16 protein-coding genes and 1 pseudogene are annotated in these 19,906 nt (G+C 42.9%); 13 read left to right on the top strand and 4 right to left on the bottom strand.

Going from position 1 to position 19,906, the window contains the following annotated elements:
* Together IPM95_09145 and IPM95_09140 are read left to right on the top strand one after the other, a co-directional pair.
* Nucleotides 1–1,269 carry a glycosyltransferase family 1 protein gene (locus IPM95_09145; GenBank protein MBK9329458.1) on the top strand — a complete coding sequence of 423 codons (1,269 nt, stop codon included), beginning with the start codon at nt 1–3 and terminating at the stop codon, nt 1,267–1,269.
* A gap of 469 nt (nt 1,270–1,738) precedes the next feature.
* Nucleotides 1,739–2,130: pseudogene (locus IPM95_09140) on the top strand (DUF302 domain-containing protein).
* Between the two features lie 27 nt (nt 2,131–2,157).
* Here IPM95_09140 and IPM95_09135 read toward each other — a convergent pair.
* Both IPM95_09135 and IPM95_09130 read right to left on the bottom strand, forming a co-directional pair.
* Complete coding sequence (locus IPM95_09135) at nt 2,158–2,454, bottom strand: hypothetical protein (protein MBK9329457.1); 297 nt, start codon at nt 2,452–2,454, stop codon at nt 2,158–2,160.
* 30 nt (nt 2,455–2,484) lie between these two features.
* Entirely contained in the window at nt 2,485–2,976 is a 492-nt protein-coding gene (locus tag IPM95_09130) for a 1-acyl-sn-glycerol-3-phosphate acyltransferase (GenBank protein MBK9329456.1), read from the bottom strand.
* Between the two features lie 123 nt (nt 2,977–3,099).
* Between IPM95_09130 and IPM95_09125 the strand changes: the two genes are divergently transcribed.
* The 6 genes from IPM95_09125 (at nt 3,100) to IPM95_09100 (ending at nt 9,433) form a co-directional block, all read left to right on the top strand.
* Nucleotides 3,100–3,537 carry a hypothetical protein gene (locus tag IPM95_09125; protein MBK9329455.1) on the top strand — a complete coding sequence of 146 codons (438 nt, stop codon included), beginning with the start codon at nt 3,100–3,102 and terminating at the stop codon, nt 3,535–3,537.
* Nucleotides 3,538–3,593: 56 nt separating this feature from the next.
* On the top strand, nt 3,594–4,202 hold the full coding sequence (locus IPM95_09120) for a carboxypeptidase-like regulatory domain-containing protein (GenBank protein MBK9329454.1): 609 nt from the start codon (nt 3,594–3,596) through the stop codon (nt 4,200–4,202).
* The gene (locus IPM95_09115) at nt 4,199–5,794 is read left to right on the top strand and encodes a TonB-dependent receptor (protein ID MBK9329453.1); all 1,596 of its coding nucleotides are present in this window, start codon (nt 4,199–4,201) and stop codon (nt 5,792–5,794) included. The genes IPM95_09120 and IPM95_09115 overlap by 4 nt, the downstream gene beginning before the upstream one ends.
* A 33-nt stretch (nt 5,795–5,827) precedes the next feature.
* Nucleotides 5,828–6,325, top strand: coding sequence for a hypothetical protein (locus tag IPM95_09110; GenBank protein MBK9329452.1), 498 nt, complete (start codon nt 5,828–5,830; stop codon nt 6,323–6,325).
* A gap of 47 nt (nt 6,326–6,372) precedes the next feature.
* Nucleotides 6,373–6,708 (top strand): heavy-metal-associated domain-containing protein, encoded by a 336-nt coding sequence (locus tag IPM95_09105; protein MBK9329451.1) that lies wholly within the window; start codon nt 6,373–6,375, stop codon nt 6,706–6,708.
* Nucleotides 6,709–6,817: 109 nt separating this feature from the next.
* Complete coding sequence (locus IPM95_09100) at nt 6,818–9,433, top strand: zinc-dependent metalloprotease (protein MBK9329450.1); 2,616 nt, start codon at nt 6,818–6,820, stop codon at nt 9,431–9,433.
* A 43-nt stretch (nt 9,434–9,476) separates the two neighbouring features.
* On the opposite strand, the gene IPM95_09095 is transcribed toward IPM95_09100, so the two are convergent.
* On the bottom strand, nt 9,477–10,343 hold the full coding sequence (locus tag IPM95_09095; protein MBK9329449.1) for a hypothetical protein: 867 nt from the start codon (nt 10,341–10,343) through the stop codon (nt 9,477–9,479).
* Nucleotides 10,344–10,363: 20 nt separating this feature from the next.
* Between IPM95_09095 and IPM95_09090 the strand changes: the two genes are divergently transcribed.
* Both IPM95_09090 and IPM95_09085 read left to right on the top strand, forming a co-directional pair.
* A complete protein-coding gene (locus IPM95_09090; GenBank protein ID MBK9329448.1) occupies nt 10,364–12,022 on the top strand; it encodes a hypothetical protein in 1,659 nt (552 codons plus the stop codon).
* Between the two features lie 2 nt (nt 12,023–12,024).
* Nucleotides 12,025–13,224 carry an acyltransferase gene (locus IPM95_09085; GenBank protein ID MBK9329447.1) on the top strand — a complete coding sequence of 400 codons (1,200 nt, stop codon included), beginning with the start codon at nt 12,025–12,027 and terminating at the stop codon, nt 13,222–13,224.
* 3 nt (nt 13,225–13,227) lie between these two features.
* On the opposite strand, the gene IPM95_09080 is transcribed toward IPM95_09085, so the two are convergent.
* On the bottom strand, nt 13,228–14,877 hold the full coding sequence (locus tag IPM95_09080; GenBank protein ID MBK9329446.1) for an NAD+ synthase: 1,650 nt from the start codon (nt 14,875–14,877) through the stop codon (nt 13,228–13,230).
* A gap of 138 nt (nt 14,878–15,015) precedes the next feature.
* On the opposite strand from IPM95_09080, the gene IPM95_09075 reads away from it, so the two are divergent.
* From IPM95_09075 to IPM95_09065, 3 genes are all read left to right on the top strand, one after another.
* Nucleotides 15,016–16,059, top strand: a complete 1,044-nt coding sequence (locus IPM95_09075) for a hypothetical protein (protein MBK9329445.1) — start codon at nt 15,016–15,018, stop codon at nt 16,057–16,059.
* Between the two features lie 93 nt (nt 16,060–16,152).
* The gene (locus IPM95_09070; GenBank protein ID MBK9329444.1) at nt 16,153–17,910 is read left to right on the top strand and encodes a T9SS type A sorting domain-containing protein; all 1,758 of its coding nucleotides are present in this window, start codon (nt 16,153–16,155) and stop codon (nt 17,908–17,910) included.
* Nucleotides 17,911–17,942: 32 nt separating this feature from the next.
* Complete coding sequence (locus tag IPM95_09065) at nt 17,943–19,889, top strand: hypothetical protein (GenBank protein MBK9329443.1); 1,947 nt, start codon at nt 17,943–17,945, stop codon at nt 19,887–19,889.
* Nucleotides 19,890–19,906 lie beyond the last annotated feature (17 nt).

The following is a 19,906-nucleotide window of genomic DNA, read 5'->3' as shown; positions in this document are numbered from 1 at the left end:
ATGAATGCATCCATTAACATACTGCTGGTCACGATAGACGGCGGCGGAAACATACCGGCTGTTATGGGCTTAGCCCGGCAACTGGGGGAACAGGGATATCGAATTCATGTACTTTCAGAACCCTGTATGGCGGTTGCAGTAAGGTCATATGGTTTCGAATTCATTCCGTTTAAAAAATACTTTACCCGAACCAACCGGAACGAAGACCTGATCAACGACTGGAATGCCTCCACACTGAACAATCCCACGTTGGATAAAATCGTATTCGGGCCGGCGGAAACAGTAGTGGAAGAAACACTGGATGCACTGAAAGCAACTCATGCCAGCCTGTTAATAGCGGACTGCCTGCTGCTGCCCGCACTTATTGCCGCTGAGGCCTTGCACATTCCTCGTGTCATTGCCTTTCATTTTCCGGAATACCTGCCGGGTGCCAACCGCCCTCCGGGCGTAATGGGCCTGTTGCCCGGAAAAGGATTTTTCGGAAAACTCAGGGACCGGCTTGTGAGTCTTGTTTTTAAAGGCGTTTTCAATAAACATCTCTCCTTTATCAATTCAATCAGGGTAAATTACGGACTTCCCAAGCTCCGTGACATGACGGAACTGGTACATCAGGCTGATTTGAGGCTGATGCAGACACTAAGCGGCTTTGATTTTCCGCTGGAGCCGGCACCCGCCAATGTCAGGTATACCGGCCCGGTACTGGATGATCCGGACTGGACGGAAACATGGGATAATCCATGGAAGAAAGATGATAAACGTCCTTTGGTCGTCATTTCCTTATCCTCCACATTTCAAAATCAGGCACAAAGCATACAGAATGCCATCCATTCGCTGAAGGGGCTCGAAATCAGAGGCCTGGTAACGTTGGGTATGTCCATGAAGGATATCCGCCTGGATGTTCCGGACAATGTAGTGGTCGTCAACTCAGCACCGCATTCACAAGTGTTTCCCCACGCAAGTCTTGTGATTACCCATGCAGGGCACGGCACCATCATGCGGGCATTGGCGAATGGGTTACCCTTGATTTGTCTGCCAATGGGGCGCGACCAAAATGATAATGCCGTAAAAGTAGCCTACCATAAACTAGGCATGCATCTGAGTCCGAATGCAGGTGCAGGCAGGATCCGGAAAGCGGTTGTCCGTGTGTTAGACGATGTTACATTTGCACAGAATGCCCGCAACTTCCAAAAAGATATCCTGACGGAAGACAGGAAAAACAGGGCTGTGTCGCTCATAAACGATTTATGTAGACACGAGGAAATGAAATAAATCAGTTGGCTAAATTCCACCTAATCTCCTCATGGCTTTAGTGTTTCGCCTCTGCCATCGTTGGTTTGTAACCAACGAACTACCCTACTGAAATAATCTCCAAATTATACTTAGCATCCACTCTTAAAGCCAAATACAAATAAAGCCAAATTCTGCATCGTTGCAGCTTTCGTTATGCATCTCAAACCCTAAAATCACCTCCCCGAATCCCTCCTCAAGGAGGGAAATGTGTACAATGATATTCTTCTTGTATTTACTTTTACAATAACCCGGTAATTCTTTTTTGTTAACTACAGTCCGCATTTCCTCTCCCGGAGGGGATTCAGGGGTGGATAGTGCAGACTTACTACAATTATCATCATTATATCTAAAATGAAAAGACACCACCCATCGTTTGGTGGGCCATGGAGTTATTTTATTCTGGAATAGGTTAACAAAATTATCTGTAACTTTAGTGAAAAGAAACAATATGAGCTATTCCTTTGACAAAACACTCCTTGGCAGAAATTTTGAAGAAACCATCGAAATCGTGAAGGCAGCCCTGAAAGAAGAAGGGTTTGGTATCATTACCGAAATTGACATGAAAGATACCCTGAAAAAGAAAATCGACGTGGATTATAAACAATACACGATACTGCGCCCTGCAACCCCACCTTTGCGTACAGGGCTTTGCAGTGCGAAGACAAAATTGGTGTATTGCTGCCGTGTAATGTGGTGGTACAGGAAAAGGAGAATGGAGCTGTGGAAGTTTCAGCCATCAATCCCAACGAAACGATGAGTGCCGTTCATAATGAAGTCCTGGGCAGCCTTGCCGGAGAGGTGACTGAAAAACTGATGAAGGTAATGGAGAACTTACATTAAAACATTTCAGAAAGTAAACGTGCTGCCTTAACTGAAAATTCCTGTGCGCTGGCGCAAGCCGATATCCATGAGGTGTTTTACTTCCCGTTTCACCTCTTCCACCATTTCTTTTACCAGATATTCGCGGCTGCCGTCGCCTTCAAACAGCATGGGTTTGCCGATATTCATGATAATTTTGGTCGGGAACACGAATGGTATCAGGGCGGGAGCTGCCGGAAATTTGATGAGTTTCTGTAAAAAATCCATATTGCCGAAATTGATGATGGACTCCTCGCAGCCCACAATCCCGACAGGGATTATCGGTGATTTTGTCTGCAATGCCATATACATAAATCCGAGCCCGAACTGCTGCAGCTAATATCGTTTCTTGAACGGTTTGGAAATTCCTCTTGCGCCTTCCGGAAATACCATCACGGCTTCTTCATTTTCCAGCATCTTGATGCAATTCTCGGGATCACCCACCGTTCCACCCCATTGTGAAAAAATGGAACTGATAAACGGCACCTGCGGCACAAAACGTTCGTACATGCCTTTCGGTGCGCGCGGAGCATGCTCGTTCGTCACCATCGTGTAGCCCAGCATCATGGCGTCCAGCGGCAGCTGCCCGCTGTGATTGGCAATGATCAGGCACCTTCCCTGCTGTGGTATATTCTCCAGTCCGTGCGCCTCCACCCGAAAATATTTTTCATAGAAAAACTTACCGGCACCTACAAACGGCTTGATGCCATTGATATTGAACCCCCACGGGTCGTAGCCGTATGAGCCCACCTTATTGGGAAAACGGTTCAGAAAGATGTCCGCATCCTTAGGGTTGGTCATATTTTGTATAATATCTTTTAATCCCATTTACCCAAACTTACTCATTCCATTTTTAAACTATTGCTATCTTATGATAAATATTAACGCTATTTAAACAATTTTATCAGGTAAAACAAGCGAATACATGCTAACTTTGAAGTTGGTAACAACGTGAAATACAAAACTAATATATCCGCTTTAATCATAGCATTTGTAGTCTTATTCTCCACGAGTGGCGTTTTTGTATTCGAACATATCTGCACTATTTCCAAAACACGCAGTTTTTCCATGGTTACCCAGCCAACCTGTGACATGGAAAAACCGGCTGGATCCTGCTGTAATGAAAAACCCGTACCCAGCAAAAAGAATTGTTGTGAACACAAACAGTTTTTCAACAAACTGACGGTCGAAGGATTCCTGTCCAAATCGATGGTTATAAAACCGATTGAAAAAATTCTGGATAGTTTCTTTTGTTTCACTAACAATACATATACCCAAAACGCCTACACATTTTATTATTCATCCGGGTTATCTCCCCCGGAAAAACTTCTTCAATTAAAACCCCTTCTTTTACCTGAACGTTCCGAGTTGCAGGTTTTCCGTTGTTAGCAGATATTGATATTGTTCAAACAGTAACGATATTATTTCATCTCTAATAAAAATACATGAAACATTTATTATTGGTGTTGATGAGCTTGAATGTATGGTTTTTTCATCCTGCATTCAGCCAGAACGCCAAAAGCATACAAATAAAAATTACCGATAAGAAGACAAATGAGCTTTTAATGGGTGCCAATGTACAATGGGTAAATACCAACATCGGCGCAACCACCAACGAGTATGGAATCGCCATTCTGGAACAACCGGACAGCCTGCCACATTTGCTGCTGATAAGCTATGTGGGGTATTTCAGTGATACGATTTTAATCACTGCATTAAAGGATATCACTGTAAAACTGGTGCCGGAAATCCAGCTGAAGGAAGTCAGCATAAAGGCAAAAAGACAAACCAGCTTTATCTCTACCATCAACCCGATGAAAACGGAAAAGATAGAAAGCGGCGAAATCAAGAAAGCGGCGTGCTGCAACCTGTCAGAAAGTTTTCAGACAAATGCCTCCGTAGATGTAAACTATTCGGACGCGGTGACCGGCGCCAAAGAAATCAAACTGTTAGGTCTTAGCGGACTGTATGTGCAAAACCTGCTGGAGGGTGTTCCATTTATGCGCGGCCTTACATCCACCTTCGGGCTGGACCATATTCCCGCTCCTGGATGAAATCCATTTCCGTATCGAAAGGAATACCATCTGTCAAAAGCAGTTATGAAGGCGTTACCGGTTCCATGAATGTGGAATTTAAAAGCAGTTTCAATGATTCTACCAGATTATTCTTTGACCTGTTCGGCAATCAGAATGCACGTATTGAAACCAACTTGCTGATCAATCACAAAATCAATCCAAGGCTCGGAACCGTGCTGATGGCGAACGGCGCATTTACACCCGTCAAACAGGACATGAACCACGACGGCTTTCTGGACCAGCCTGTGATAAAGCAATACAACCTGCTGAACCGCTGGGACTACCACGGCGAGAAGGTGGAAGGGCAATACATGGTAAAAGTTCTGAGTGAAAACCGGGAGGGAGGGCAAATCCGCCATATTCATGAACACGGCACGGATTCGCTGTCGCTGTTCGGCATCAACATCAACACCAGGCGCGTGGAAGGCTTTGCAAAGACAGGCTATATCTTCGATGAAGAAAGCAGTATCGGAAGCCAGTTCTCAGGGGTGTACCATCAGCAAAAGTCTGGGTATGGCACCAAACTATTTGACACCCGGCAGGCCTCTTTCACCGGAACCCTACTCTATCAGACAACCATCAGGAATGATGCGCACAGCATGGTCAGCGGGTTCAATTTTGTGTATGACCATCTCAACGAGCGACTCGACTCCCTGCAGTTCAGGAGAAGCGATATCATACCAGGATTTTTTACCGAATACACGTATAAATACGGAACAAAAATAACAGTGGTGGCGGGTTTCCGGGGAGATTACCACACACGTGCGGGTTTCCAGTTTCACCCGAGAGTACATGCACGATTTGTGCTGGACAGGCATGAAAAAACCATCCTTCGTGTGGCAGCCGGAAGCGGGTTCCGCGTACCCAACATCCTGACAGAAAACCAATCTTTATTAGCCAGTTCGCGGAATATCATCTTTCAGGAACACCCTTCGAAGGAAATTCTCTGGAACTATGGGTTAAGTTTAACACAGAAATTCAACTTATGGAACCGGGAAGGAAGTTTCTCGGTAGATTTCTTCCGGACTGACTTCATCCGTCAATCTGTGGTGGATATAGACAATGCCGATGGGGATGCCGTTATCTCCAACCTGAAAGGCAAATCATTCTCCAACAGTTTGCTGGTGGAGTTTGCTTTTGAGGTATTGAAGGGATTAGACCTGAAAGCCGCTTACCGCCTGGAAGATGTGCGGCTGACGTATCACGGTGTTCTGCTGCAAAAGCCATTACAGGCCATGCACAAAGGGCTGGTAGCACTCAGCTATAAGACACCGAATCAGCAATGGCAGTTTGATGTGAATACCAGCATCAACGGAAGGCGAAGGCTGCCGAACAGCTTTGCCGGCGATGCCGGTAAAAGGTATTCACCCAGGTATGTATTGCTGAATGTACAGGTGATGAAATATTTTAAACATGCCGAGCTGTTCATCGGTGCCGAAAACATTACAAATTATCGGCAGAAATCCGTTATCTTAGGCATGCCGTATACCTCCTTTTTTGACACATATCAGGTATATGCTCCCGTTATGGGCGTAACCGCTTATGGCGGATTCCGAATTTTTATCAATTAAACACATTATACAACTTATTAAAACAAACACAACATGAAAAAAATCAAATCAATCGTAGTCATTATGATGGTCTTAGTGGCTACCTTACTTGGCGCAACAGCCTGCAAACACTGTTGTAAAAAAGATGGAACCTGCGAAAAAGCGAGTTGCTGCAAAAAGGAGAAATGCTGCGACAAGTGTTCAGATAAATGCACCAGGGAAGAAAAATGCTGTGACAAATGCAAAGCCGGCGAAGAGAAAGCCTGCAGCAAAAAACCCGGCTGCTGTAAAGAGGAGAAATGCTGCGATAAATGTTCCGGCACCTGCACCAGGGAAGAAAAATGCTGCGATAAATGCAAAGCCGGCGAAGAGAAAGCCTGCTGCAAGAAAGATTCCGCCGCCTTTGATAAGAAAGGAGAAGGAAAAGCCTGCTGCAAGAAAGACGCAGAAAAAGGAACTGCCCTGTACGCCTGTCCTATGCACAAAGACATCAATTCTGACAAACCCGGCAAATGCTCCGAATGTGGAATGGATCTAGAGAAGCCGAAATAACGGCATGAAATATGCTGTATTATCTGTAACCGTTTAAAAGAAATAAAATGAAAAATGCGCCTCTTGTCATCCTGACCATTTTTTGTACCTTTTTATCTGTAAATACCTTTGCTAAAGAGGACCTCACAAAGACTTCATTTAAGGTCTGGGGCAACTGTGATATGTGTAAAAAACGTATAGAAAAGGCGGCCAAAGCGGATGGGGTGAAGTCCGCCGTCTGGAATGAGGAAAACGGAATAGTAACCATCAGTTTCGCTCCTGCAAAAATTTCCGTCGATAAGATTCAACAAAACATAGCCAATAGCGGTTATGATACAGAAAAATACAAAGCCAGTGATTCCGCCTATCATCAATTGCCGCAATGCTGCCAGTATGAGAGATAATCCGGTCAGACTGTAATAATACCGTAAACCATCCTACTTATACAGGATGGTTTATTATTTTATTAAAATTGGTAAAAATTGGTATTTTTGTTCACATTAATCTATTATCATGAAGTCATTTTTCTCCATCTCATTTTTAATTGCACTTGCAATACTTTCGGTTTCAAATATATATGCAAAGAAAGACAAGAAGAAACTGGATACAGTTGCTGGAACTGTTACAGATACCGCCAAAACGGCAGTCAAAGACACCACAGCCAAAAAAGACACGAAGAAAGAGCCGTTCAAGTCTATTAAGGAAGTGACCGAAAAATGCAGAAAGACAAGTGGGTTATTCAACTTATATCAGGATACCATCAACGGTAAAACCTATCTGGAAATAACCGAAGATAAAATTGGCAAAGAGTACATCTATTTTGCATATGTGCTGGATGGTATCATAGATGCCGGTTACGCACGAGGCGGCTATAAGGACAACTCTATTTTTAAAATCGTCAGGTACTTTGACCGTATCGACTTCGTTTTACAAAATACGAGCTTTTACTTTGACAAAAACAATGCATTAAGCAAAGCGGAAAATGCCAATATCAACCAACCCTTATTTTTATCGGAGAAAATTGCGGCAACTACCGGAAAAACCTACCTGATAGAAGCCGACAATTTATTTTTAGGAGAAAGTCTCACTCAAATCAAGCCGACAAAGATGCCTGCCGACAAACCGGATGCCTTTTCACTCGGTTCTCTGAGCAGCAAAAAATCTAAATACCTGGCAATTAAGAATTTTCCGAATAACACGGATGTTTCCGTTGAATATATTTATGAAAATCCATCCCCGGTTAACAATGGCTCCGATGAAGTAACCGATGCCCGTTTCGTTTCTGTTAAGTTACAGCACAGCATCATAGAAGTTCCGGCAGACAATTTTATTCCAAGGGCAGACGACCCGAGAATAGGTTATTTTATGGAAAAGATTACGGACCAGACTTCCGCGAGCACAACTCCCTGGAAAGACCTGATACACCGATGGAACCTGCAGAAAAAGAATCCGGAAGCCAAAATTTCAGAACCGGTAAAACCAATTGTGTGGTGGGTGGAGAAAACCACCCCCGTGGAATTCAGAGAAATCATCAAGGATGCAGTTTTAGCCTGGAATGAAGCATTTGAAGCCGCCGGATTCAAGAATGCCGTGGAATGCTATATACAACCGGATACTGCTAACTGGGAAGCCGAAGACATTCGCTACAACGTGATACGTTTTACGTCATCTCCGCGTCCTCCTTACGGCGGCTACGGTCCGAGCTTTGTGAATCCGAGAACGGGAGAAATTATCGGCGCAGACATCATGCTGGAACTGGTATTTCTGACCAACCGGTTAAAACTGGAAAAATTATATGATATCGCTGCACTGGATAACATGCAGGAACCGGCACAAATGAACTATGATGGCTGTTTGTACGGTGAAGCGATGCATCAGAATATTTTGTACGGCAACCAGTTGTTAACCGCCAATGATTTCAGCGATATAGACAAGGATAAATTCATCAAACAGGCATTATTTGACCTGGTGCTGCACGAAGTGGGGCATACCTTTGGATTAAATCACAACTTTATCGCTTCCCAGCTGCACACCTTTGACCAGATGCAGGACACCAAACTGGGTTCTACCGTTGGCTTAACTGCTTCTGTCATGGATTACACCATACCAAACATATCCCCTGACAAGAACAAACAAGGTGTATTCTTCGATATCAAACCCGGCCCCTATGATATTTGGGCAATCCGATACGGTTACACACCTGCAAAATCTGAATATGAAGAAACTGAAATGCTGCAGAAAATATTATCGGAGTCTTCAAAAAGAGAAAACCGATTCTTCAACGATGCAGACGACATGCGTTCTCCAGGCAGAGGAATTGACCCTCGTGCTAATTTGTTTGACATGTCAGATGATGCCATCGCTTACGCAATCAGTAACATAGAAATGGTAAACAATGCACTACCAAAATTAATCCAGAAATATACATTACCCAACCGGTCTTTTCATGAATTACGAAACGCCTATCTGATATTATCCGGTCATTATTCCAGGAGTTTGAATACCATTACCCGTTTTATCGGCGGCATCTATGTCAACAGAAACTTTGCCGGGGCTGCTCCTACGGAAAAACCATTAACCCCTGTAACCGTAACCGAACAAAAAAAGGCTATGGCGGCATTGGCTAAGTATGCCTTTTCAAAAAACGCTTTTAAGACACCTGAAGATATTTTTGCATACCTGCAAATGCAGCGACGAGGATTTGATTTCAGAAAAGAGAATGAAGACCCGAAAATCCATGAACGAATTGTAAACATGCAGCGCGGAGTATTAGACCACCTGTTGAATGCGACTGTCATGCAGCGCCTGACAGATTCTAGATTATACGGCAATAAATACGAGCTGACGGATATGCTGACGGACCTGACCAACAGCATTTTTACGGAAGACCTGGCAGGTTCCGCATCTACCATTCGGCAGAATATTCAAAGAGAATATGTCATGCGTCTGCTTGGCATTATTGACCTGAAAAACAATTCTTATTCTCACATTTCCAAGTCTGCCTCCTTTGGTGAAATAAAACGCATCTTGGCCTGGATGAAAGCGAATGTAGCGGGTGATGCTGCCACAAAATCGCACAGAGCTTATATTTCATTTATGATTAACAAAGCATTGGAAGACAACAAATAAAGTTCATCCGGTAAAAAGAGAGCGTGCCCTGACCCTCTCTTTTTTATACAAGCTGTATGTCCATTTCAAACAAAACGGATTTCCCGTCATCATTATCCGCGACAAGGACACAAGTGTAGTTTTTGTTTTCCTGCCTGGTGATACAGACAGATTCCATTTTCTGTTTGGAGAAAACCTTTTCCACTTTATCCAGTTCAATGATATGTTCTATTATGAACGAAGGGGCATTCAATGCGACAGAAGCATTATATACTATTCCGAGCACGCTACCGATAATATCGCCGTCATCATAGGTGTTATCGGTATTTTCTGCAGAAGCTGTTATGAATAAGATATCGTTTACCTCACAATAACTGGCTCCGGAAATTCCGAGTGGGATATTGTTTAGGCTGCCTATTTCAACAGGCATCACCTTAAATCGGTCCGGAAACTGCCTTTTTACTATTTTCCTGTCTGTAATGATCAAACTATTAGGCTGACTCGTATTGGCCCTGTTGAAAAGCAATAATTTGTCTTTACAAACTGTAAATCCTTCTATATTCATTTCACCCAGAAGATTCCGGTCTCTGAAAATACCGTAAAATGCAGCGGTATTGATTTTCTTCACAGTATAATCTGACAACTGCACAATGAATGCCACATCCCGTTGCGGTGATTTGGAGCCGGAGCCTAACAGATACAAAACATCATCTATGACCGCCGCACATTCTATGTCCGGCTTATCCGGCTTGGGAATACGTTCCAGAGCCGATTCAAACAGCTGTATATGCCGGATGACATTCCACTGAGCATCCAGGCATAAGATATAATGCACATCGTCGCCGATGACATATAAACTGTCCTTATGGTATTCTAATGCCGAACCGGAAGGATAATCCAGTACAGCTTTGCGCAACAGTTTTAATTTCATAATTTCGCTCTAATTACTCTATGTCGTTTCTACAAAAGATATTCAAAGAAGACAGTCTGCCGCCGCCTGAAATAAATGTACAAACTTTATTTTATTTATTCGTGATTGTGCTGGCTGCCTTCAAACAACTTCATGGTGTACAGCAGCATCTTGACATCCCGTTTTTCGATGAAACGGAATACCTGCAAAAGGGCATTCATATCCCTCAGCATATCTTTAACGACTGGGGGCCTTCCTACAACCTATGGTATTTCATTGTTTCTAAATTTTCGGCAGATGCCGTACAGACCTTTTATCATAATTACTGCATCCTGATGGTGCTGATTCCCGCCTTGTTATTTTTATTCCTAATCCATTATCAGACAGAGAAAAATCTGGCACTATTGCTTTCACTCTCATTTTTAATGCACCCTCTGCTTGTATCTAATTTTACCTATGTAAGCCACTTTTGTTTGTGCGTCATTTTACTTGCCTTCATTATCGTCGCAAAGTCCCGTCGCATTGAAACAAAAATCATTACTGCTTTTACCGCTTCCTATATATGCCTGTACGCAAGGCAGGAGTTCCTGCTGATTACCGCATCGCTGTCGTTATTGTGGCTGTTACTGATAATCTATCAGAAAAAAATCAGCTGGAGCAAGGCTTATCTGGTTATGGTATTTTTCATGGCACTGCTTTATGTTGTTTTTGGATTTATTTCTTTCAAGGCACAGGGAATCGACAGAAGCCTTTTTGCCTTTAAGCAGCATTTCTATACCAACTATGTATTCTGGACGAAGGAGGTGTTAACCGTAGATGAATTTGACCGGCTGGATATCTTCAGGGGCAGTAAGACCATGCTGCAGTGTTTGCAGGCAAATCCACCAATGTTTTTCAAACACATGGGCACGAACATACTAAATTATTTTTTAGGCATGTTTAAATACACGGAAGACTTCTTATTGCCGCCCCCCATCTTCCATTTTTTGGGCAAGGCGAAACATATCCTGTATCTTTTATTCAACGGATTCCTTCTATACCTGATTTTTTGGAAGAGGGCATCCAGAAATGTGACGGACTTTATTCGGCAATATTCCTCCACTTCTGTCATTATCCTTTTGTTCTGGGGATGGAGCTATTTCGCCGTTTTCTTCATTTTTCCTGAACGACATTACATCATTCTTCATTTCTGCTGGTGGATAGGGTTGCTGACGTTGCTTTTAAAAGGACATGTCACCTGGCTGAATAACAAACTGGTATTTTATCCGATTATCTTATTGATCATCCTCACTACTCCGACTGCCAAATCCATCCGTTATTACCACAATATGCTGACTGACCGAGACCAGCAGCCTAACCTGAAAACAGTCAACTATTTAAAAAAACACAATTCGAAGAAGCCGGTTGTATTATTCACAACGGAGCGTGGTTTCAATGCGTATCTTCCAAAGAATTATCAGGAATTATTTTTGGAACAGGATGATGTGCGTCCTTATATCCAAAACGGCGATATAGACATTCAACAGTTTTTCACGGATAAGAATGTAGGTATTATCTTTATGAATGAGAAACTGCAAAGCCTGGTAAAACAGACACTGGGAGATAAAGGAAAGATATTGTTGAACGAACCGGAGAAGATGGGATACCGAAAAACAATCATTGACATAAATCTGCAGGCCTATTTACTGATAAAAATCTGATTATGCGCAACGACAAGGCTTTACAGGGAAGACATATTTTTCCGAACCTCCTCGGATTCAGATTCTGGATGGCCAATACCATCATATTCGGCCATCTCGAAGAGATAAAGCAAATACGGAATATACTGCCGGCCATTTTCAATGAACACCGCACCCATTCCATCGGCTTCTATCCGGTGCTGATGTTTTTCACGATGAGCGGCTTCTTAATCACCTACCAGCTGGAAGTGGAGAAATTCAAGACCCAGACCGTTTCCGTTAAAAGATTTTACAGAAACAGAATATTCCGGATATGGCCGGTTTTTTACCTGTCCATGTTTGTCTACTGGATTGTAATGCCGTATTCCTTTTTAGGAGAGTATGCCAATACGATCTTCTTTAAAGCATTGCCGTGGCTGAATCATGCGAATTACCTGGATTTATTTGAGATACCCAAATGGTTTCTGTTTTCGCTCAGTATCGGATTAATGCCGCACATCGCGATGTTGTTGTCTTATGTGAACAGCGGCGTATGGATATACGGCATTCACCACTGGACCATCGGAACGGAAGAAATCTTTTATCTTTTCTGGCCGCTGTTATGGAGGAAATTCAGGAACTTCAAACAGTTCATCGTAAAATGTTTCTTAGTGTATTACGGTGCATTGATTATGTGCCTGCTGATTGACCTGTTTTGCAGAAAATTCTTCCATACCGATACTTCCCGGTATGTATCGCGTGTTATCCTGTTCAGTGTCTTATTTTCATATGCCTACTGTTTTTTTATTGGCGGAATCGCCATTTATTTATTCCTGTACCGGTTGGATATTGTACAAAAATACGTAACCAAAAAGCTGACCATCGCATGCATGATAGTCATGTTTGGATTGATGTTCAGCGGGTTTGAATTCCCATTCTTTCTAAGCGAGGTCTTCTGTACCTGTTTCGCCGTCTTTATGCTGTACCTGATAAAAGACGGTAAGAAGTACGGAATACTGGAACACCCGTTTATCGTTTACCTGGGAAAAATTACCTATAGTGTCTATTTATTTCACTTCATTTCCATCATACTGGTAATGTATGTACTGGAGCAGCTGCACATTCCGCAAAAAAGTCTGCTGGCTTTTAATATCCTCCAATACGTCTTTACGTGGATAGTAAGTTTTGGATTTGCTGCATTGATTTATGAAAAATTCGAGAAGAAAATACTGGCGTTGCGCTAACCGTTATTCCAGGTATTTCCCCACAATCGGCAATCGCCTTCCCGAGCCGAAAGCTTTGGGAGATACCCTTAAAATCGGTGGGGTCTGATGGCGCTTGAATTCATTGCGATTGACCATACGAAGGATGCGCGTCACCAGTGCATCGTCAAATCCCATTGCTTCTATCTCATCCGGTCCCTGATGGTGTTCAATATATTCCAGCAAAACCTTATCCAGCACGTCATAATCCGGCAATGAGTCGCTGTCTTTTTGTCCTGGCCGCAACTCTGCACTGGGTGCCTTCGTCAGAATATTTTCGGGAATAATTTCCTGATCTTTGTTAATGTACTGACAAACCCGGTAAATTTGAGTCTTATACACATCAGCCAGCACTGCCAACCCTCCGCACATGTCGCCGTAGAGTGTTCCATAACCTACTGCCGCTTCACTCTTGTTGGTGGTATTGAGTAGAATATAACCAAATTTATTGCTCAACGCCATCAGGTAATTGCCGCGGATGCGAGCCTGCAGGTTTTCTTCGGTCACATCAAACGGTTTATTATCAAAATGCGGCTGCAAAACGTTGTCATATACATCAAAAACATCTTTAATGGGAATGATCTTGTGCGGGGAACCAAGATTCTCCAATAGTTTCAGTGAATCATCTACCGAGTGGGGAGTTGAAAACTGAGAAGGCATCAATACACTCAGTACATTTTCTTTCCCAAGTGCACGAACCGCTAAAACTAAGGTCAGTGCGGAGTCGACACCGCCCGACAAGCCAAGAATCGCTTTTTTAAATCCCAGTTTCTGGAAATAATCCTTGATTCCGCACACCAATGCATCGTGTATCAATCTTGTCGGATTTTTATCCTGTTCCGGGTACTCTGTCATACGTTGGCCTTCCAGCACCGATTCCAGATCATAAAATCGAATACACTCTTCAAAATAAGGCATCTCATCAACAATGGTACCATCCGGTGACACAACCAGGCTTCCGCCGTCAAAAATCAATTCTGTTTGTGCACCCGAACAATTACAATAAAAGACCGGCAGATTAAATGCAGTGGCATTGCACTGCACCACCTCTATGCGCTTCTTTGCCTGCCCATAAGAAAAGGGCGAGGCAGACAGATTAATCAGGATATCCGGTTGAAATTTTGACAACTCCGCCACCGGGTTTATTTTATACAATGGATTCTCCGCTCCCGTATCCCAGATATCCTCGCAAATGGTCAGTGCGATTTTTTTGCCTTTATATTCCACAACATCAAAATCATGGCAGGGTTCAAAATACCGGTATTCATCAAATACATCGTACGTGGGGAGCAATGTTTTATGCGCAATATATTTGACCGAACCGTTTTCCAGAAAAAAAGCAGAATTATACAGATCCTTTCCATCTTTTTTAGGGTTTCTGGAAGGCGCCCCCACCACTACGGCAATCTTATTCCCCGCTAAAGAGGCGAGTTGCTGTATGACATGCTCACATTCCCGGATAAAATGCCTGAACTCCAGAAAATCGCGGGGCGGATAACCGCAAACAGCGAGCTCACTGAATACAATCAAGTCTGCTCTTGCCCGTATTCCTTCTTCAATGGCAGATTTCAATTTCTCAAAGTTACCTCTGAAATCACCAATCCTATAGTTTTGCTGTGCTAAACCGATTTTCATGTATGTAAAGGTATAAGTTAAACTCGAAAAGAGAAAAGTAAGGATATAAATTAAAACCTTCGCTCAAATCATAATTTAGCTAAACATCTTCAACTATCTGTATCCAAAGTCTTATTTTTGGCAACAACTTCCAGTAGAATGAAAAAATATACCCCCATCCTATTAACTGCCTTAATCCTATCCTGCTTTTCTTCCTGTACCTGCCAGCAACAAAAGTCTCCACCCAAAAAGGAAAAGGTCGTGAAGAAGTCAGAAGTACAGGTGGACATCATCCGCTTTGAGAAAGAGTTATTTGCCTGCAACCCGGACGAGCTGGAAAATGAGTTAGCAAGGCTGGATGCGAAATATCCTCTGTTTTATAAGATATTTTACCATCAGGTGCTGAATATTCCGGCTACCGGAAACAAAGAAATGCAGCTGCAGGTGATGCGGGATTTTCTCACCAAAAAGGCCATGAGAGGTTTGTACGACACCGTGCAGCAACGCTTCGCAGATATCGCTTTTTTAAAAGAGGATCTGCAAACCGCTTTTGCCAATTACAAAAGTTATTTCCCGGAAAAACCGACACCCAAAGTCATCACCTGCATTTCCGAGTTTTCCTATTCTGTTTTCACCGCCACGGATTCCATACTCGGAATTTCACTGGATAAATACCTGGGTCCGGGCTATATTTATTATCCTGCTGTCTTTCAGGAATACACCTTCATGATTCCGACTTTTGACCAGAAATATATGGCAATCGATTGTGCCAATGTGTTAGGTGCCAATATCGTTCCGGTGCCGGATGACAAATCCACCCTTCTGGACAAGATGGTCGCAGAAGGAAAAATCCTGTTCTTTATCCAAAGCTTATTGCCGCAAGAGAAAGAAAACGACATCATCAAATATACCGAAAAACAATGGAAATGGTGCAAGGATAATGAACAGCAGATCTGGGCATATTTTCTGGAAAAGAATTTACTGTATGATACGAAGTTCGAACAATTCAAATATGTGAAGGAAGGCCCCACCACCTATGGCATGCCTAAGGAAAGCCCGGGAAAAGCAGGAGCCTGGCTGGGCTGGCAGATTGTTCAAAAATACATGGAAGAAAATCCCGACACTACCCTGAAAGAACTCTTTGCAGTTTCAGACGGGCAAAAGATTTTAACCGCTTCGAAGTATAAACCGAAGGTAAAATAAATTTAATATTAAGTATCCACATTATTGGTTAACTTCATATTGCCGTACTAACTTCCTGAGAAATCATATTAGAGTCATTACATTTAGAATAAAATGACCATTCTTCGATTTTACCTGTCCTTTTGGCTTATTGTCTGGTTAGGAAATGCTAATGCAGCAAATGAATTATATCTAAAAGGACAGACTCCAGCCATATCTTCTGCAACACCAACCTTGTATAATAACGGAGCTCTCATTTATGTAAACGGAGATATCACAATGCAGGATGCATTATTTGTAAATACCGGTGGAACAACAAATGGTATTGAGTTAACCGGAAACTGGGCAAACAATCAGCCTGGTGGAAATAACAAATATCAAAGTACGGGTGCTGAACGATTCTCCGGAACATCAGATCAAACAATTTCAGGCGTGATGAATGGTACTGCAGGAAATGATAATCAGTTTTATAATCTCTATATTGACAAGTCCGGTTCGACAGGTGAATACGTCAGCCTGTTGAATGATGTACATATCAATGCATCTGGCTTGCTGACATTTGAAAACAGCAATGGCATAATAAGAACTCAGTCAGCTTCTGTTGGTACCAGCGATATAACTTATACAGGTAATTACTCCAACTATTTATATATTTTGAACCCGTCTGCTTCAGCTATAACAGGCCACAGTACGGGCAGCGGTGCAGTAACAAGATATATTGAAGGGAAACTGAAACGTCAGGTGAATGCAGCCACTATCTATTTCTTCCCTGTTGGCGTAAATAAATCCTATTTAGGCGGCATGAACGCATTTTCACTTTCCTTCACAAGTGCTCCTGCATCAACCGGTATATTGTCTTATCTGGAGATTGGCAGTCAGAATCTTATTGACCCGGATGTATTTACCGATGTGGCCAAAGTAGACAACAACCCGTTAAGCATAAACTATTTTTCTACCTGTACCGGTGCTCCGGATGGCATAACAGACTGGGCGAGATTGACAGAAAAAATTTCACACCAATGGAATATCACTCCTGATAATGCCACTTCTTACAATTATTCCATTACAGTGTTTCCAAGCTCGAATTTAGAAGGATCTGCCAATTATTACTCCGTTCCATGTTCTCCAAACTACAAAATGCAATACATTGCCAGAAACGGAATACCAGGCGGCAATTTAGCTACCTATCAGCCGGCAGCGGGATTTCAGAATGAACTGGGTTATTTCATGGGACCTACAGGTAAAACGCTTCCAAGCCAGACATCTTTCTCAAACTACAGATTATGGGGTGCTGTTGATGCGAATACGTTATTACCGGTAGAACTTATTAATTTCACCCTTACCATTCTGAACAATGAATCATTCTTATTAAACTGGTCCACTGCTTCAGAATTCAACAACCTGGGTTTTGAAGTACAGCGCAGTACAAATGCCGTAGATTTTGAAACTATCGGTTGGATAGCAGGCAATGGAAATTCCAATCATATTAATTCTTACTCACTGGAAGATAAGAATGTACACGCCGGAGTGGTCTATTACTACCGACTAAAGCAAGTAGATATCAATAATAAATTTTCATATTCTCCAATTTTAGAAGGTAAGCTATACGAAGTACAAGGCTATCTAATTTCAGATTTTTTTCCAAATCCTACTTCCGACTATTCATCGTTAACAATAGTTTCTCCTGAGCAGACGATACTCATTCTTGATGTATATGACATCTTAGGTCAGGTTGTAGTACGAATGCAAAGAAATATCTCAGCCGGATTTAATACACTGACATACGATTTATCCGCTCTGCCAAATGCTGCTTATGTTGCAGAATTTAAAACAGCAAATAAAGTTTTTACTAAGAAAATAATTAAACGATAATTTAAACGAACTCTGTCATTAAATCAAATGCCATGAAAAGAATATACACGCTAGCGGCCATCGCATTAATTTGTCATTCCGCGTTTTGCCAGAACAATGTCGGAATAGGAACGAATACGCCTGATGCCAGTGCAAAACTGGATATTTCTTCTACGAACATGGGTATGCTTATACCAAGAGTTAGTTTATCTAATGTTGCAACCTGGGGTTTGGCTTCAGGTACCGGAACTACAGGCATGATGGTATACAATACAAATGCTGCAGTAACCGGTGGCTCCGGTGCAGGTTTTTACTTCTGGACGGGTACATGGACAAAAATTGTGGCAGGTACGACAGCAAAACTCAGTAACGGTAAAGTCTGGATAGGAAATGCATCAAATGACCCGGCTGAACAAACCTTAAGCGGTGATGTGGCGATTTCCAACACCGGTGTTGCCACCATTCAGGATAATGCGGTGGATGGAACAGATATTGCACTTGGTTCCGATACGAATGGAGATATTATGTACTATAACGGTACAGATTGGGTTCGGCTTGCTGCAGGTACCAGTGGTCAGATATTAAGAACTAACGGAGCAGCAGCACCAAGCTGGGTGAATGGGACAACCATCATAAAAGCGCAAAATGGAGTAAACATTCAGACGGCTGCTCCAAATGCTTCAGCTGCTGATCCCTATGTTGAATTAGGCGGAACTTTGGTGCGTGCGACTACCATTACACAAGGCAGTAACTTATTCACCATAGCGAATAACGGCACGGCAAATACCACTATAAACCTTTCTTCTACAGGAGATTTTGATGTGCAGGACAACGGAACTTCTGCTTTGTTTGTTCGTGATGACGGAAACGTGGGAATGGGCACAGTTGCACCGGGTTTCAAACTGCATATCGTTGGTGATGTTCACCCGGAAGGTCGGTTAATTGTTCAGAATTCAGTTGATGGCGGAAGCACACGGGGCATCAGAATGTGGTCTGCCGGTGATGCAAACTGGGGAATCTATATGGGACAATCTGGAGCAGGAAGGTCTATGGCAGCCGGTACTGCAGTTGCCGGTGCCGGATTTACACAACATGCCATCAGATTCAGAGTTAATAACAGTGCAAGTCAAGGCTTCGTATTTGAAAATTCCGGGGAACAACTTCTTTACAGTGTCAGAGCAAGCGATGGCATGGCGTATCACAGTGGAAATGTAGGAATTGGTACACAAGCACCAGGGTATCAGCTTACACTTGGAGCTGGCGGCACCGTTTTCGGAGTTGAAAACACAGCCAATTTCGCAGCAAAAAATTCCGCAGGCACCTATGAGACTTACTTTTGGCCACGATGGAGCGATAATGTAATGTACATGAACTACGGCTCTGCAGGTCTAAACCTCAGAAATAATTCCAGTGCTACGGCTATGTTCATCGACCCGGATCTTTCTGTTGATGTCAGAAGAGGCGTATTATTCAATTGTAATGATTGCGGTTCTACATCTACCATAGATGGCACTGCAGATTGGGGCGACCTGGTTATTCAGGGAAGAGTATTATCTACCAACAGCAATCTGCATCTTTCGCCTCCTGGTGGTTCAAGAGTGGTTGTCAATTCAACATACAGGTCTGCAGGTGGTGCATCTGGCACTACTGGGATTGATATACAAGATGGTGGTATCCGTATGAACAAGAATTATCTGTACTATCAGAATTACAAATATTGCAACTGCTTCGGAGCTGGAAGTGGTTCTGCGAACCTGGGAGCCTGGGATTTTTGTGCAGTTGCACATGTTGGGTTTAAAAACAACCAAAGTACGGCGGACGAAGACGATGACGTACAGTGCGGTGTTTACCCAAGTACATATGGTGTAGGTGAACAATCCTACTACAACAACACCTATTCACATGCTTATAATTCCAGACCAACGTGGTACATGTATTATGAAGCTTATGAAGACTCAAACGGAGTCACCTGCGCCGCAAATTGCATCAATTTTGATTAGTTTAATGTACGGTTATC

This window comes from Sphingobacteriales bacterium, from assembly GCA_016719635.1.
Classification (GTDB): Bacteria; Bacteroidota; Bacteroidia; order Chitinophagales; family JADIYW01; genus JADJSS01.
This window is presented reverse-complemented; position numbering and strand designations above follow the sequence as displayed.

Coding starts and splice junctions, on each gene's coding strand:
- IPM95_09145 (MBK9329458.1), top strand. CDS start 1: ATGAATGCATCCATTAACATACTGCTGGTCACGATAGACGGCGGCGGA.
- IPM95_09135 (MBK9329457.1), bottom strand. CDS start 2,454: ATGGCATTGCAGACAAAATCACCGATAATCCCTGTCGGGATTGTGGGC.
- IPM95_09130 (MBK9329456.1), bottom strand. CDS start 2,976: ATGGGATTAAAAGATATTATACAAAATATGACCAACCCTAAGGATGCG.
- IPM95_09120 (MBK9329454.1), top strand. CDS start 3,594: ATGAAACATTTATTATTGGTGTTGATGAGCTTGAATGTATGGTTTTTT.
- IPM95_09115 (MBK9329453.1), top strand. CDS start 4,199: ATGAAATCCATTTCCGTATCGAAAGGAATACCATCTGTCAAAAGCAGT.
- IPM95_09110 (MBK9329452.1), top strand. CDS start 5,828: ATGAAAAAAATCAAATCAATCGTAGTCATTATGATGGTCTTAGTGGCT.
- IPM95_09105 (MBK9329451.1), top strand. CDS start 6,373: ATGAAAAATGCGCCTCTTGTCATCCTGACCATTTTTTGTACCTTTTTA.
- IPM95_09100 (MBK9329450.1), top strand. CDS start 6,818: ATGAAGTCATTTTTCTCCATCTCATTTTTAATTGCACTTGCAATACTT.
- IPM95_09095 (MBK9329449.1), bottom strand. CDS start 10,343: ATGAAATTAAAACTGTTGCGCAAAGCTGTACTGGATTATCCTTCCGGT.
- IPM95_09090 (MBK9329448.1), top strand. CDS start 10,364: ATGTCGTTTCTACAAAAGATATTCAAAGAAGACAGTCTGCCGCCGCCT.
- IPM95_09085 (MBK9329447.1), top strand. CDS start 12,025: ATGCGCAACGACAAGGCTTTACAGGGAAGACATATTTTTCCGAACCTC.
- IPM95_09080 (MBK9329446.1), bottom strand. CDS start 14,877: ATGAAAATCGGTTTAGCACAGCAAAACTATAGGATTGGTGATTTCAGA.
- IPM95_09075 (MBK9329445.1), top strand. CDS start 15,016: ATGAAAAAATATACCCCCATCCTATTAACTGCCTTAATCCTATCCTGC.
- IPM95_09070 (MBK9329444.1), top strand. CDS start 16,153: ATGACCATTCTTCGATTTTACCTGTCCTTTTGGCTTATTGTCTGGTTA.
- IPM95_09065 (MBK9329443.1), top strand. CDS start 17,943: ATGAAAAGAATATACACGCTAGCGGCCATCGCATTAATTTGTCATTCC.